Origin of the sequence: uncultured Sulfitobacter sp. (assembly GCF_947499945.1) — a bacterium.
Taxonomy (GTDB): Bacteria; Pseudomonadota; Alphaproteobacteria; order Rhodobacterales; family Rhodobacteraceae; genus Sulfitobacter.
In genome coordinates this window covers 1,871,449-1,885,472 of the sequence record NZ_CANMQD010000001.1, presented here as the reverse complement: position 1 = coordinate 1,885,472, position 14,024 = coordinate 1,871,449, and the positions used below count along the sequence as shown (strand labels likewise).

Below are 14,024 nucleotides of genomic sequence, written 5' to 3'. Positions count from 1 at the left end.
CTCATTAATGCCGGAAATGACGCATTCCGGTAAACACCATCGCCAGACCCGCTTCGTCAGCAGCAGCAATCACTTCGTCGTCACGCATTGAGCCGCCCGGCTGGATCAGCGCAGTTGCCCCTGCTTCTGCCGCAGTTACCAAGCCATCAGCGAAGGGAAAGAACGCGTCAGACGCTACAACAGACCCTTGGGTCAGTGGCGCGGTCAAGCCCATCGCCTCGGCCATATCAACAGCCTTGCGTGCCGCGATGCGCGTGCTGTCAACGCGGCTCATCTGGCCCGCGCCAACGCCTACGGTCGCGCCATCTTTGACATAAATAATTGCGTTGGACTTAACGTGCTTGGCAACGGTCCACGCAAACATCATATCTTTCATCTCTTGCTCGGTCGGCTGTCGCTTTGTCACCACTTTCAGATCATCCATGCTCACGCGACCGATATCACGGTCCTGCACCAGCCAGCCACCGGACACTTGGCGAGGGGCAAGGCGTGCAGCCGTGGTATCAGCAAGTGCGCCGGTGGTGAGCAAGCGCAGGTTTTTCTTGGCAGCGAAAATCTTGACGGCATCCGCGTCAGCATCAGGGGCAATCACCACTTCGGTAAAGATGCCCGTGATTGCTTCGGCAGTTTCCGCATCCAACGTTTGGTTCAGCGCAATAATCCCACCAAAGGCGCTTGTGCGGTCACAATCAAATGCGCGCGCATAAGCCTCGGCCATCGTTGCACCTGTCGCCACACCACAAGGGTTCGCGTGCTTGATAATCGCCACTGCCGGGCCGTTTTCAGGATCAAATTCAGACACCAATTCAAACGCCGCATCGGTATCGTTGATGTTGTTATAAGACAGCTCTTTGCCCTGATGCTGCTGGGCCGTGGCCACACCTGCGCGGCTGGAACCATCAGAGTAAAACGCCGCAGACTGGTGCGGGTTCTCGCCATATCGCAGAGTCTGCGTCAGCGTCCCGCCAAAGGTGCGGCGGCGCGGTGTACCGCCCACAGCATCGGCCATCCAAGTCGAAACCGCTGTGTCATACGCCGCGGTGCGCGCATAGGCCGTCTGGGCCAGACGCTGGCGAAGGGCATAGGTTGTCTGGCCATCATTCGCCTCAAGCTCAGCAATATACGGCGAATAATCTTCCACATCGACGATCACACTGACAAAGCCGTGGTTTTTCGCCGCCGAGCGGATCATTGCGGGGCCACCAATGTCGATATTCTCGATGACTTCGGCGTATTCCGCGCCCTTGGCCACAGTCTCTTCAAACGGATAAAGGTTCACTACAACAAGGTCGATCCCACCGATCCCGTGCTCCTCCATCGAGGCGACATGCCCAGCGTCATCGCGCAGTGCCAGTAGGCCGCCGTGCACGACAGGGTGCAGCGTCTTGACCCGCCCATCCATCATCTCGGGAAAGCCTGTGACGTCCGCCACGTCCTTCACGTCCAGCCCCGCCTCGCGCAGCGCCTTTGCCGTCCCACCAGTCGAGAGCAACTCAACACCAGCTTTCGCAAGTGCTTGGCCAAACGCAACCAAACCGGTTTTGTCGGAAACAGAAAGAAGGGCACGTTTTACAGGGTAGAGATCAGCCATGGCAGGGGCTCCTTTGGTCAGTCGTCATTGAGGCCAGAATCGAGATAAGGGTCATCCCGTTCCAAATCACGCACGCCAATCGCAGTTTCCTGCGCTTTGGACAAGGACCAGCGTACCCGTGTGGCGGGATTTATCGCACGGCCCGTCAACACAATCTGCTGGGATGCACGCGGTTTCAGGCGCGTCGTCTCAAGATATGCTCCCGCTTCCAGCGTCAATTCGCAGGTCCCGTCATGGCGGAAAACCCATATCTCACCTGACTTTAGCGCCATCGACACCGCCGCCCCGCCTAAATCAACAGTAGCGTCCACTTCGGGATGCAAATGAAAGCGGATCTCGTATCGCAGCCCTTTGAGCTGGGTTTTATCCAACGCACGATCAAACCGCCGCTTTTCGGCATCTTCCATCGCCAGCAGCATGTCTTCACCCGCAACGGCACGTCCGTCATGGGTCAGCTCAAGCGTACGCGCATGGGTCAAGCCATGGGTAAGGACATAACCGTCATGCCCGCCTTGAAACTTCATCCCGTCACTCACTGGCGTGATCTCGACGGGCACATGGGTCGGACCGTCAATCAATGCTTCTATGCCACTGCGCTTGTCAGCGATCTCCAACCGCGCGCTGGAATACCCCCCAAGGCTGAGCGTCGAATGTGACGGTGTCGCCCGCCCCGCACGCCGCCAGTCCAGCCCGAAAGAAGCACCAGAACCGCAGTTCACAATCAAAGGGCGCCGTCCCGAGGTCAGTTCGAATGCTAATGTCGAAGCATGGGCGTTAGCCGAGGCCGCACCACTCGGCGGGGGGCTGGCATCAATAATCACGCTCGTGCGCCCCGCCGACAAACGGGCATATCCCATCGACAACCCCTCAGGCTGCATCTTACGCACACCAGACGAGGCCAGCGCATGATCAAGCCAGCCTTCCAACCCGCGACCGCCACCATGAAACCGCGCCAATCCGCCATCGGAATGGCGCAGTGTGCGCAATGTGGGGGCAATCCGCTCAATCGCGGCCAAGTGCGGCTGCGGTGTGCCACGCCCTGCATCTGATAGTGCAGCAGCTGCCCAAGTCAGCAGCGTAAAGACATCAAGCAATTCTTCAGGATTGCGCGTGGGCAAACCTCCCTGCGCATCAATCTGTGTCTCGCATTCACGTGCAAGCGCCTTGATCGCGGGATCGGCGAGCGCTTCTAGCCCCTCCAGTGACAAGCCTGCATAGATCAGCCCCGTCAGCGCCTCAAACCGCGCAAGGCCTGGTGCCGCTGCATGCCAGCGCTTGGACAAGAATCGCGTCTGCTGCCCAAGCGAGCGATAGAATGCCTCGCTGTCAGGCGCATTTTCACCCGCGCCATGCAGCATGAATAGCGCATGGTTGATCCAGCGGATAAGGCGACGGCCCGTTAGATCAGGCGACCAACCGATCCCTTTCCCGCTCCCATAAAGGTCAATCCACTGCCACAACCATTTCTGTGCCGCACGGCGTGAAGCGCTGTCTCCCACTGCCGCTAAATCATCAAGCCATGCAAACCCGTGCAAGCTTTGAGAGAATGCCTTGTCTGGGGCTTCCACTTCCCACGGTGTGCTCTCGGGCGCAGTAATCAAACTGCCTGCAAAAAGGAAATTGCCCGCCGCCAACTGCCGCCCCCGCGCAAAAGAGCCGATGGTCCGTGGCTCGGGCGAGGAGACAAAACCGCGCACCTGTCCACGCGCCCGTGCTGCCATGCGCGCATGCAACTGGTTTAACAAGCGCGTTCGATGCGCGCTTAGCTGTGGAAATTCGATCATGTGCTCTGCCTATACGCTCTGGTGGCGTTTTGGTTAGTCTAACGTGCGTACCACTACGTGTCACCGCATTTCCGGCACCTTTTCGCGCATCATGTCATATAGGCGGCGGATCGCCCGTGTGGCTCCCCCTTGTATAGGAAGGCGTCGCGGTGCAGGTTCGGCCGATGATTGCAAATTTAACTATGTATGCACGGCCCGAATTGGAAACGGCACATGTTCAATTTTGGGCCAGTATCCACGACTCTCTCGCCCAGCGCGGTGTAGAAGCACCGCTAAAATTGACGCAAAACGTCTGGGGTTTCGAGGTTTGGGAAGACCCCACATTGGTGCTGAGCCAAACCTGCGGCATGCCCTACCGCACCTGCCTGCACGGCCATGTCCAGATCATCGGAACACCCGATTATGGGCTGGAAGGCTGTCCCGCAGGATATTATAATTCTGCAATTATCGTGCGTGCAGATGACGCGCGTGCTTCTCTGTCCGAGTTTGCAAGTGCACGGCTGACCTATAACGCGTCCCATTCACAATCAGGCTTCGCCGCGCTATATAACCACACAAAGCCCTTGGACATTTTGTTTTCAGACCGAGTGGTAAGCGGCGGACACTTGGCTTCTGCGAAAATGGTCGCGCAAAGACAGGCCGATATCGCAAGCATTGATGCCCAAACATGGCGGTTGATCAGCAGGTATGAGCCAATTGCAGCGCAGTTGCGCGTTCTCGAATACACAACACCAACACCGGGCTTGCCCTACATCACAGGGCTCCAACACGATCCTAACGTAATCTATGATGCGGTGAGTGAGGCGATTTCAATGCTGCCAGCCCCAGACGCAACAGCACTGGATCTGCACGGGCTTGTGCAGATTGGCCCCGCCAAATATCTCGCGGTCCCGAACCCGCCTGCTTCTGCCGCGCTCTAGTCAGCTTTGCGCAAGCACACGATGTAAAATCCGTCCATTCCGCCCAGCTCTTCCCAATAGTCAGGACGCAGGCGCAAACCTCCCTCGGAAGAAATCCACTCAGGCTGAACGCCCGCAATGTTCAGCGCATCGCGGTCCACGGTCATATCGCCATGCCGTTCCATCGCCTCATCAATCTGGACCTCACCCTCGTCGGGCAACAAGCTACAGGTGCAAAACACCATCCGCCCACCGGGTTTGAGCAGGGACCATGCATGGTCCAGCAACTCTTCTTGCAACTCAATCAACGCGCCAAAGTCAGAGCCGTCCTTGGCGTGTGGCAAATCAGGATGGCGGCGGATCGTGCCTGTGGCCGAGCACGGCGCGTCGAGAAGGATCGCATCAAACTGCCCCTGAAACTGCCGCGCATCCTTAATGAACGTCCGCGCCGTGAGGCCCGTCCGCGCAAGATTCTCTTTCACCCGCTGCATCCGCGAATGATTGTCGTCTACCGCACGCACCTCCGCACCCGTCGTCGCAAGCTGCATCGTCTTGCCTCCAGGGGCGGCGCAAAGGTCCAGCACAACTTCGCCCTCTTGGGCGTTCAAAATCAGCGCTGGCAAAGCAGCAGCAGCATCCTGCACCCACCAATCGCCCTCTGCGAATCCTTCCATGGCCGAAACTTGGCCGCCCTCATGCAAACGCACTGACCCCGTCGGTAGCAATGTCCCGTTCAACCGCTCCGCCAATGCCGCCGCATCACCCTTCGCCGTCAAATCCAATGGTGCGCCCTTAAAATGCGCTGCCTCAATCGCGACGATCGCGTCAGAACCCCATGCCTCAACCAGCGGCCCGCGCAGCCATTTGGGCATCCGTGGCGCACGGCGCTCTGTCCATGCTTCCTCACCCTCGGCCGCGACTTTGCGCAACACAGCATTGGTCAGCCCCTTAAGATGGCTCAAATGCTTGTCCGCAGCGACGACCGAAACCATCGCATTCACAACACCATGCGCCGCACCACCGGTACACAGCTCCAACGTGCCGACCCGCAACGCATTGCGTACAGTCAGCGGTGGATACTTGTTCAGGTGCTTTTGTAAAATCCGGTCCGCCCGCTCCATCCCGCGCAACGTGTCCTGCGCCAAACGTTGCGCGCGCGCGCGATCCTCTGGCGCAAGCCTGTCAAGCACCCCTGCGCCCAGCAGTTCGGACATCAATTTCCCCTCGCCCAATATCTGGTCGAGCAGGAAAACAGCGGATTTACGGGCCGATACGCCGGTGTCTGACATGATGTAGGCTTTCTCTATGCGGTCTGGCGAGTGGTTCGGAGGTTGTCTGGGGCAAGGCGCGACGTATATCAAGAGGGAGTTGAGAAAGGAACGCCCCATGGCAAAAGCCCCCACACCCAAAGAACCTCCTATTCCAGACGCGCCAATCCCGCCTACACCCGTGCCCGAGCCTGATCTGCCGCCCCCGGCCCAAAGGGCCCTCGCCGAAGCTCAAGCACGCCGTGACGCCGAGAAGAAGTTGGACCTCCCACCAGAGCTGGGGGGCCGAGACGGTCCAGAGCCTGTGCGCTACGGCGATTGGGAGAAAAAGGGAATCGCCATCGATTTCTGATCGGGCCGATGCGAAGAACCCAGAGTTTCAATGAAACTCTGGGCCCAAATTTTCAAAATTTTGTAGTCACTCAGCGAAGCGAAAAGTCCGCACTGTCGCCGCTGCCCTGATCCGAGGTGAACCGGATTTTCCCTGCCGAAGCTTTTACTTCCTGACAGTTGTACCCCAGATCATCACCCCCCCATTCAAGGCTTCGGCAGAAATAACCGTTCTTCCATGTCCAATTTCCACTCAGGTCCCATGTCGCACCGCGACCAGAAATCGAGCCATTCGGGCTTACCTTAATTCTTACCAGAGGTCGCGTAAGCGTCTTCCCTACGACAATAGTTTTGAATTCTTCCGCGCTGTTTACCTTCGAAAACTCTGCTGCGGCAGGTGTAGCGGCGAAAAATGTCAGCGCCGCAATGACTGATATCATTTGTTTCACTTGGTTCTCTCCTTCGAGGTCCATCGTGAATACTACGTATCAAACGGGGATTCGGTTTCATTTAACCCAAAACAAAATAACGGCGCAGTGCCCTAATCATTTAGGCCCAGCACATCCAGCATGTCATATTCACCCGGTTTGCGCCCCTGCCCCCAAAGGGCCGCTTTAAGCGCACCCCGCGCAAACAAAGCGCGATCAGACGCGATATGACGCAGGACAATCCGCTCGCCCGCGCCTGCGAACATCACATCATGCTCGCCCACAATATCGCCGCCGCGAATGGCGGAAAACCCGATGTCGCCGCGTTTGCGTGCGCCCGTAATGCCGTCCCGCCCCGAATCGCTAACATCCGCCAGCGCCACACCGCGCCCCTCGGCCGCAGCTTCACCCAGCATCAAAGCTGTGCCAGATGGCGCATCCACTTTCTGATTGTGGTGTGACTCGATAATCTCGATGTCAAAATCCTCATCCAGCGCGGCAGCCACTTTCTTTGTCAGCAGCGTCAGCAAATTCACCCCGAGGCTCATGTTCCCCGCCCGCACAATCACCGCGCGTTCCGCTGGCGCGGCAAGGTGCGCAATCTCCTGCGCCGTCATACCCGTGGTCCCAATCACATGCACAATCCCTGCCTCCGCCGCAGCTTTGGCAAAACCAATCGTGGCAATGGGCGCCGTAAAATCAATCACCGCCTGCGCGTCTTGCATCGCTACTGCCGCGTCGTCAGTCACAATTACACCCAACGCAGCACCACCCATGGCAACGCCAAGATCCTGCCCAACCCAGTCATGCCCGCCGCGCTCTACCGCGCCGGCCAGATGGGTGTCTGCATTCAAAGAAACCTGCTGCACCAGCATTTGCCCCATGCGGCCAGAGACGCCTGTTATCGTGATACCTGTTGTCTGTGTCATGGTGCGCATCCTTTTATCTTTCGATCAGCGGTGTAGCCTGCTCACACGTCCTTGGCAAAGAAGTTCAGACCCCTTAGATGGGGGTCATGGCATATAACAAACCCAAAGAAAGCACCGGCCCTAACCAGCGACAGCTTCGCGTGGCCGAAACCATCCGCCGCGCACTCAGCGATGTGCTGGCGCGGGGCGACGTGCATGACCCCGATCTCAACCGCTTGTCCATTACCGTGGGCGAAGTGCGCACTTCCAATGACCTCAAAGTCGCGACCGCCTATGTGCTCCCCTTGGGCGGCATCGGTCAGGACGAAGTCATCGATCTGCTCAACCGCAATAAGTACGAGCTGCGCAAGCTGGTGGCCAAACGCCTCACGCTCAAGTTCTCGCCAGAGTTACGCTTCCAGCTGGACCGCACGTTCGACCAGATGGACGAGACCCGCCGCATGCTGGCCCAAGACCGCGTGCGCCGCGATGCGGAAGCCCCGGACGATGACGAGGCAGACAGCGAGTGATCCGTCGCGCAGCCATCATTGCTGCGCTCTGGATGCTGGCGCAGCCCGCGCTGGCCGCAACCTGCCGTGAGGAAACATATGAGGGCGTCGAATACGCTATATGCGATGTGGACGTCACCCAAGAGGTCTTGCGACTCTTTCTCTATGATGACAGCGGCACACGCCCCTACGGCTATTTCAGCACCCTCAACGCGGCGCTGGAGGATCAGGGGTACGCCCTCGGCTTTGCCGCAAACGCTGGCATGTACCACGATGACCGCGCGCCCGTAGGCCTCTACATTGAGGATGGCGCAACAGCACAAAAAATCATCACCAACGCTGGGCCCGGCAACTTCGGCCTTTTGCCCAACGGCGTGCTCTGCCTGCGCGACCACCGCGCCGATGTGATCGAGACGCTGCGCTTTGTCGAGGAGGCGCCCGACTGCACCAGCGCCACACAATCAGGCCCCATGCTGGTGATCGACGGCGAACTCCACCCGCGTTTCTTGCGCGATTCGACCTCCCGTTTTATCCGCAACGGGGTTGGCACCAGTAGAGATGGCACCATCGCTACTTTTGTCATTTCCAATGGCCCTGTCACCTTCCACACCTTCGGCAGCCTATTCCGCGATTATCTAGATTTAGACAACGCGCTTTATTTCGATGGCAATGTGTCGCGCCTGCGTGCGCCTGAACTGGGGCGCAACGACATCGGCTTTGGCGCGCTCGGCCCCATTATCGGTGTAGTCGAGGGACAGCGCCTGCCGCCACCGCCGCTAGAAGATCCCTACGCTGAGTGACCAACATCCCAAGCGCCTGAAAATCACACACGCCCGTTGCACGCAGGCGCACAATCTGCAAAACGGCGCGCAACAGATCAAATCCCCATTACCCCAAGGACAGCACATGGCACGCAAACGCAAAGGGCGCGATATTTCAGGCTGGGTCGTCATCGACAAACCTGCTGGCCCCACGTCAACCGCCGTGGTGAACAAAGTGCGCTGGGCCTTTGATGCAAAAAAAGCGGGCCATGCAGGCACCCTTGATCCCGATGCAACAGGCGTTCTGGCGATTGCCTTGGGCGAGGCCACGAAAACTGTCCCCTTCATTACTGATGCGCTCAAGGCATACGTCTTTACCGTCCGTCTTGGGGCCGCCACCAACACCGACGATCTGGAAGGCGAGATCATCGCCACTTCCGACCTGCGCCCCGACGATGCCGCGATCAAAGAGGCGCTGCACAGCTTTGTCGGCGATATCGAACAGGTGCCGCCGCAATTCTCTGCCGTGAAAATCGACGGGGAGCGTGCCTATAAACGCGCCCGCGATGGCGAGGAAATGGAGATCGCCGCCCGTCCTCTCTATGTCGACAGCCTCATCATGCTTGACCGCCCCGATGTTGACCACGTCACGCTTGAGATGGTTTGTGGCAAAGGTGGCTACGTCCGCTCCATCGCACGCGATCTAGGTGAAGTGCTGGGGTGCAAAGGCCACGTGCGCGAACTGCGCCGCACATGGTCGGGACCGTTTGAGGTCGCCAATGCCATTACACTGGCCCAAGTCGAAGAGTTGGCCAAAACGACCGAACTTGATGCCTTCCTCGGTCCGCTCGAATTGGGTCTACAAGACCTGCCCCAAGTCACAGCCTCTAGCGAAGGTACAAATAAGCTGCGCAACGGCAATCCGGGCATGGTTTTCGCCAAAGATGTTGAATACGGCGACGAATGCTGGGCCTCCCAAGACGGCCGCGCCGTGGCAGTTGGCGTCTACAAGGCAGGCGAATTACACCCCTCCCGCGTTTTCAACGCCTCAGAGATCAACGGCAAGTAACCCGCTATGATCACCCGCAGTCATACCAAAGGTGACGCCCCCTCCACTGCCGTTTATTCCGACTGCGAACGCTACCGCTACAGCCTCACCCGCGTCTGGGAGGCGCAGGGGCGGCGTGTGGTATTTGTCATGCTCAACCCCTCTACCGCGACCGAGGTGCAGAACGACCCTACCATCCACCGCTGTGAACAGCGTGCGCGCACGTTGGGCTTTGGTGGCTTCCGAGCGGTCAATATCTTTGCCCTGCGCGCCACCGATCCCCGCGATATGAAAGCAGCGATTGATCCCGAAGGTCCCGACAATACAGACGCTCTCATTGAAGCCGCGTCATGGGCCGGTATGGTAATCGCTGCGTGGGGTGTTCACGGCGAACACCGCACACAAGGACCGCTCACAGCGTCCCGCCTGCGTGATGCGGGCCATGCGTTGCATCATCTCGGTCTGACAAAATCAGGACACCCCCGACATCCGCTTTACCTGCCCTACAGCGCCGAGCCTAGGCTTTGGACCTTCTAAGGCATACCTCCGCTGTGCGACACCCGTCGTTAACCTTATTGGCGATAGAGTTTTGACGACTCACTGCAATTCTGCGCATATTTACTCTGGGCAGGTGCTCCGACATCATTGGATAATTCACTATGTTATGGCTAGCAGGATTGATGGGACTTATGGCGGTCGGAACCGTAGCATTTGTTGATCCTCAACTGAACGACGATGACGAGGAGGACTTTGCCAATTCCTCTGTACGTCTTGCAGATGAAGTTGAGGAAGAATTCGCGGAAGATAACTTTGAACCTGATTACGATCCACGCGGCGGTGATGATGCCGCCATTCTCTCTCCTCTTGACACATCTCCTGAAGATAGTGTCACCCTTACCGAAGGGACGGATTATGACGATCTATTTGAAGGTAGCGACGAGAATGATCGCGCACGCGGGCAAGATGGCGATGACACGCTGAACGGGGCCGCTGGCAATGACGAACTGCGTGGCGATGACGGCGATGATGTTCTAGCCGGCGATGTTGGGAATGACACATTGCATGGCCACGACGGCCTCGACCTTCTCGATGGCGGCGCGGAAGATGATGAACTTTTCGGTCATAACGCCAACGATATGCTCTTTGGCAACACGGGTAATGATGCGCTTCAGGGATCCGCTGGCGATGACTGGCTGGACGGTGGTGTGGGCGATGACACGCTACAGGGCGGCCTCGAAAACGACACCCTGATTGGCGGTGATGGTGCAGATGTTCTTTTTGGCGGCTGGGGCGATGATGTCCTAAGCGGTCTGATGCGCGGCGCTGTAGGTGGTGACGCAGACAGCAGTGATTACCTCAACGGTGGCGGCGGCAATGACAGCATCCTTGTTGGTTCTGGTGACATCGTGACAGGCGGTGAGGGCGCGGACGAGATCGTTCTCGGCGATTGGCTGACATCAGGTGAAGCTGCGCAAATCACCGACTACGCTGCCGAAGACGATAGCATTCTTTTGGTCTGGGACGACAGCATCGAAGCAACCATAGAACCGCAGATCACCCTGACCGTGAACCCTGACGTAGCGAACCAAACACTTGTTCTTCTGGACGGGACTGTGGTTGCGTCGGTTAATGGCAGTGATCTGTTGCCGAGCGATATTGCTTTGGTTCCTCTAAGCTCCGCTACACTCCTCGGCCTCACGGCGTCCTGAATATCACCGCAGCCAGACCTGAGGTGAAATAAGCCTTTGCCAAACCCATAAAACACGCCTAAACGACCCCATCACAGGTTCCGATCTGCGATTCCTCCACGGGCCTGCACTGGACGACATCCCGGGCTGCGCCATCCATATTAACCTTTTGACAAGGAGACCCCGATGTCGATTACAAAAGAAGAAAAAGCACGCATCATGAGCGAATTCGGCGCCAAAGAAGGCGATACCGGTTCCCCAGAAGTGCAAGTTGCTGTTCTCAGCTCGCGCATCGCGACACTTACAGAGCACTTTAAAACGCATAAAAAAGACAACCACGGTCGCCGTGGTCTGTTGAAGATGGTCGCAACGCGCCGCAAACTCCTAGACTATGTCAAGTCCAAGGACGATGCACGGTACCAAGACCTGATCAAACGTCTCGGCCTGCGCCGCTAAGCGTTTGTCGAAAAGAGGAATATCCTCTTGGGACCTTGTGATACCTACCATTGATTTAAAAACCGCGCCTTTACAAAAAGGTGCGGTTTTTTCATTTTACCGTTCGTCTTCACGCTCAAGCTGCCCGTTTTCCTCACAAAACTGACGTATTCGCTACTTTTTTCTCCTTCCCTTATTTCCACCAAGTGCCGAGCAAGTGCGAACTAGCAGGAGGGAACCCATGAGCCCGATACTAATTTTAGGCATGTTGTTTTTCACGTTGCTCACTTTCTATTCTGCGCTCTGATATAAATCAGAAGACATAGAAACTGACATTACAACACGCGTCACCAATGATCTGGATGCAGCGTCCACCAAAGATATCGGAATCGATGTCGATGGCCGCTACGTCACTTTGAGTGGTATCGTCTATGACACCGCCACATAGCGCGCGTATCTCGATACAGCAAACCAGACCTATGGCACTTTTGGCCCATTGACGGGCTAACGCTGCAAAACGGTGGCGGCGTTCTAAAGGCGGTCAAATCAGATGCAGGGGTAACACTGACGGGCGCTGTACCATCCGCTTCTGCCAAGGGACCATATGGCTCGGTTGTCGATGCAATGACTCTTGGTGCTGCAACAGGGGAATGCACAGACGAGGCAGGGTGACCTCTCCCAAATGGCCGCCCTTTCATCAGGTGCACTCTCGGTAACACCTGACAGCTGTACATTGTCCGGTACAACTTCGGGTGATGCAACTACCTTGCGCACGGCTATTGCTAACCGCGAAGGTTGGTCTGCAATCGTTTCTGCACCGACCGTTGAGACAAGCCTGAATGCCCAAGTTGAGAACTTGAACGCCATTATAGGCACGCTCACCACCGAGCGGGACAGTCTCAATGATACCCAGACCAACACCGCCAATCTGGCAGGCGAACTCGACAGATCAAAAACAGCGCTGGCACTCACCACCGCGCAACTGGTCGAAAAGGACGCTGTTATTAAAGACCTGACAGGTCAAATCAGCACGTTAATTGCAGATGTGGCTGCGCTAACCGAAGAGATAAAGGCACAGAAAGCTTCCGTATCTAGCGACCAGCAATCAGGTGCTGAATTGACATCAAAAATCACCGCACTTGAAGCTGATCTGGCCGATGCGAGCGCCAAAACCGCGATGCCGGAAAATGATCTTGCCGATGAAACTGCGGAACGCTATGCGGTGCAGGACAGGTTGAGTCCCTGATCCAAACGGTTCAGGACCGCGCCGCACAAGGTACGGATCTGACAGACCAGTTGGCAAATCAAGCCGACACAGGCTCTACCGCGACAGCACAAGTTGCGGCGTTGACCCGACACGTAGCAACTTTGGACGCGCAAAACGGGGACCTGACGGTTCAGGTAGCTAGACTGACGGCCGTCGTTGCAGCACGCGACGGGATAATCAAAGAGCTGAAGGAGGCAGAGCCAAAAGCGACCTCGATTAACACAGATCTGCCTGCAGATACCGCGCGAAAGCGATTGCGCAATTCATGATTGATCGCGGTGTACCTGCCGACACGCTCAAGCCTGTAGGCTATGGCGAGGCCCAACCCATCGCTGACAACGAAACAAGTAGGGGACGACAGCAGAACCGCCTTGTCTTCTTTGAGTGGCAGGTGCGCTGAGGCACCTAACCATCCCTACTTACATAGAAATATAGACGATCAGGAAAACCAATATGACTTATCTTTTCGTTCAAATGTTTCTTTACCTGCTCATCGCCTTCTTGCTGGGATGGCTGATCTGGCGCTACGAACAACCGTCCAGCAGCGAGATCGACACAATGCGCTCCTAGAACAAGCGCCTGCGCACTGGTCTCGAAACATGCACCACCAAATCAGATATTCTCGAAGCACAGGCCGAAGCACCCCGTGCAGCACCTGTTGCCGCAGCAGCGCCCGCCGCTGTCGCAGCCATACAAAAACTGACAGCGTCAAAACCAGCAACACCTGCACCCGTAGCAGCCGCCCCAAAAGTAGAGACCGCGAAAAAGCCAGAAGGCCTCAAAGATCCGCGCAACGGCAAACCTGACGACCTGCAGCTAATCCACGGTGTGGGACCAAAGACGGAGAAAATTCTGCATGGTCTTGGCTATTACCACTGTGACCGGATCGGCGACTGGACAGCCGAGGAAATGGTATGGGTCGACAACAATCTCGAAGGCTTCAAATTCCGCGCCACCCGCGACAAGTGGCAGACACAAGCACAGATGCTGGCCAAGGATTAAGCTCCTTCCAGTATGAACCATCCGAGCGGGCCTTCGAGTCCGCTCTTTTTCTTTGCGCCCCCTGCATTTTGCGCCTACGACTTGGCGCGAAATACATCTTCGGAGG

Annotated in this window: 17 protein-coding genes; 12 read left to right on the top strand and 5 right to left on the bottom strand. The window is 57.1% G+C overall.

Annotated elements, in window-relative coordinates; genetic code table 11:
* Nucleotides 1-4 precede the first annotated feature (4 nt).
* Both purH and Q0775_RS09410 read right to left on the bottom strand, forming a co-directional pair.
* Nucleotides 5-1,591: a bifunctional phosphoribosylaminoimidazolecarboxamide formyltransferase/IMP cyclohydrolase gene (gene purH / locus Q0775_RS09415; protein WP_298859597.1), complete on the bottom strand. Its 1,587-nt coding sequence runs from the start codon at nucleotides 1,589-1,591 to the stop codon at nucleotides 5-7.
* A 17-nt stretch (nucleotides 1,592-1,608) separates the two neighbouring features.
* Nucleotides 1,609-3,375: a heparinase II/III family protein gene (locus Q0775_RS09410; protein WP_298859594.1), complete on the bottom strand. Its 1,767-nt coding sequence runs from the start codon at nucleotides 3,373-3,375 to the stop codon at nucleotides 1,609-1,611.
* A 164-nt stretch (nucleotides 3,376-3,539) separates the two neighbouring features.
* Between Q0775_RS09410 and Q0775_RS09405 the strand changes: the two genes are divergently transcribed.
* A complete protein-coding gene (locus tag Q0775_RS09405; RefSeq protein ID WP_298859592.1) occupies nucleotides 3,540-4,295 on the top strand; it encodes a PhnD/SsuA/transferrin family substrate-binding protein in 756 nt (251 codons plus the stop codon).
* Here the strand turns inward: Q0775_RS09405 and Q0775_RS09400 are convergent.
* Nucleotides 4,292-5,563, bottom strand: a complete 1,272-nt coding sequence (locus Q0775_RS09400) for a transcription antitermination factor NusB (protein WP_298859590.1) — start codon at nucleotides 5,561-5,563, stop codon at nucleotides 4,292-4,294. The genes Q0775_RS09405 and Q0775_RS09400 overlap by 4 nt on opposite strands.
* A 97-nt stretch (nucleotides 5,564-5,660) precedes the next feature.
* Here Q0775_RS09400 and Q0775_RS09395 point away from each other — a divergent pair, with 97 nt between their 5' ends.
* A complete protein-coding gene (locus Q0775_RS09395) occupies nucleotides 5,661-5,894 on the top strand; it encodes a DUF1674 domain-containing protein (RefSeq protein ID WP_298859588.1) in 234 nt (77 codons plus the stop codon).
* Between the two features lie 70 nt (nucleotides 5,895-5,964).
* On the opposite strand, the gene Q0775_RS09390 is transcribed toward Q0775_RS09395, so the two are convergent.
* Nucleotides 5,965-6,312, bottom strand: a complete 348-nt coding sequence (locus Q0775_RS09390) for a dihydrodipicolinate reductase (protein WP_298860016.1) — start codon at nucleotides 6,310-6,312, stop codon at nucleotides 5,965-5,967.
* Nucleotides 6,313-6,413: 101 nt separating this feature from the next.
* The gene (gene dapB, locus Q0775_RS09385) at nucleotides 6,414-7,229 is read right to left on the bottom strand and encodes a 4-hydroxy-tetrahydrodipicolinate reductase (RefSeq protein ID WP_298859586.1); all 816 of its coding nucleotides are present in this window, start codon (nucleotides 7,227-7,229) and stop codon (nucleotides 6,414-6,416) included.
* Between the two features lie 86 nt (nucleotides 7,230-7,315).
* On the opposite strand from dapB, the gene rbfA reads away from it, so the two are divergent.
* From rbfA to Q0775_RS09335, 10 genes are all read left to right on the top strand, one after another.
* Nucleotides 7,316-7,738, top strand: coding sequence for a 30S ribosome-binding factor RbfA (rbfA, locus tag Q0775_RS09380; RefSeq protein ID WP_298859584.1), 423 nt, complete (start codon nucleotides 7,316-7,318; stop codon nucleotides 7,736-7,738).
* A 32-nt stretch (nucleotides 7,739-7,770) separates the two neighbouring features.
* Complete coding sequence (locus Q0775_RS09375; protein WP_298860014.1) at nucleotides 7,771-8,517, top strand: phosphodiester glycosidase family protein; 747 nt, start codon at nucleotides 7,771-7,773, stop codon at nucleotides 8,515-8,517.
* Between the two features lie 106 nt (nucleotides 8,518-8,623).
* The gene (truB, locus tag Q0775_RS09370) at nucleotides 8,624-9,547 is read left to right on the top strand and encodes a tRNA pseudouridine(55) synthase TruB (protein WP_298859582.1); all 924 of its coding nucleotides are present in this window, start codon (nucleotides 8,624-8,626) and stop codon (nucleotides 9,545-9,547) included.
* A 6-nt stretch (nucleotides 9,548-9,553) separates the two neighbouring features.
* On the top strand, nucleotides 9,554-10,063 hold the full coding sequence (locus tag Q0775_RS09365; protein WP_298859580.1) for a DUF1643 domain-containing protein: 510 nt from the start codon (nucleotides 9,554-9,556) through the stop codon (nucleotides 10,061-10,063).
* 143 nt (nucleotides 10,064-10,206) lie between these two features.
* Nucleotides 10,207-11,235 carry a calcium-binding protein gene (locus tag Q0775_RS09360; protein ID WP_298859578.1) on the top strand — a complete coding sequence of 343 codons (1,029 nt, stop codon included), beginning with the start codon at nucleotides 10,207-10,209 and terminating at the stop codon, nucleotides 11,233-11,235.
* 165 nt (nucleotides 11,236-11,400) lie between these two features.
* Nucleotides 11,401-11,670 (top strand): 30S ribosomal protein S15, encoded by a 270-nt coding sequence (gene rpsO, locus Q0775_RS09355; protein ID WP_259997355.1) that lies wholly within the window; start codon nucleotides 11,401-11,403, stop codon nucleotides 11,668-11,670.
* Between the two features lie 661 nt (nucleotides 11,671-12,331).
* Nucleotides 12,332-12,895: a hypothetical protein gene (locus tag Q0775_RS09350; protein ID WP_298859571.1), complete on the top strand. Its 564-nt coding sequence runs from the start codon at nucleotides 12,332-12,334 to the stop codon at nucleotides 12,893-12,895.
* A gap of 50 nt (nucleotides 12,896-12,945) precedes the next feature.
* Nucleotides 12,946-13,185: a hypothetical protein gene (locus Q0775_RS09345; protein WP_298859570.1), complete on the top strand. Its 240-nt coding sequence runs from the start codon at nucleotides 12,946-12,948 to the stop codon at nucleotides 13,183-13,185.
* Nucleotides 13,182-13,316 (top strand): hypothetical protein, encoded by a 135-nt coding sequence (locus Q0775_RS09340; protein WP_298859568.1) that lies wholly within the window; start codon nucleotides 13,182-13,184, stop codon nucleotides 13,314-13,316. Before Q0775_RS09345 ends, Q0775_RS09340 begins: the two co-directional genes overlap by 4 nt.
* 428 nt (nucleotides 13,317-13,744) lie before the next feature.
* Nucleotides 13,745-13,918 carry a hypothetical protein gene (locus Q0775_RS09335; protein WP_298859566.1) on the top strand — a complete coding sequence of 58 codons (174 nt, stop codon included), beginning with the start codon at nucleotides 13,745-13,747 and terminating at the stop codon, nucleotides 13,916-13,918.
* The last annotated feature ends 106 nt before the right edge of the window (nucleotides 13,919-14,024 follow it).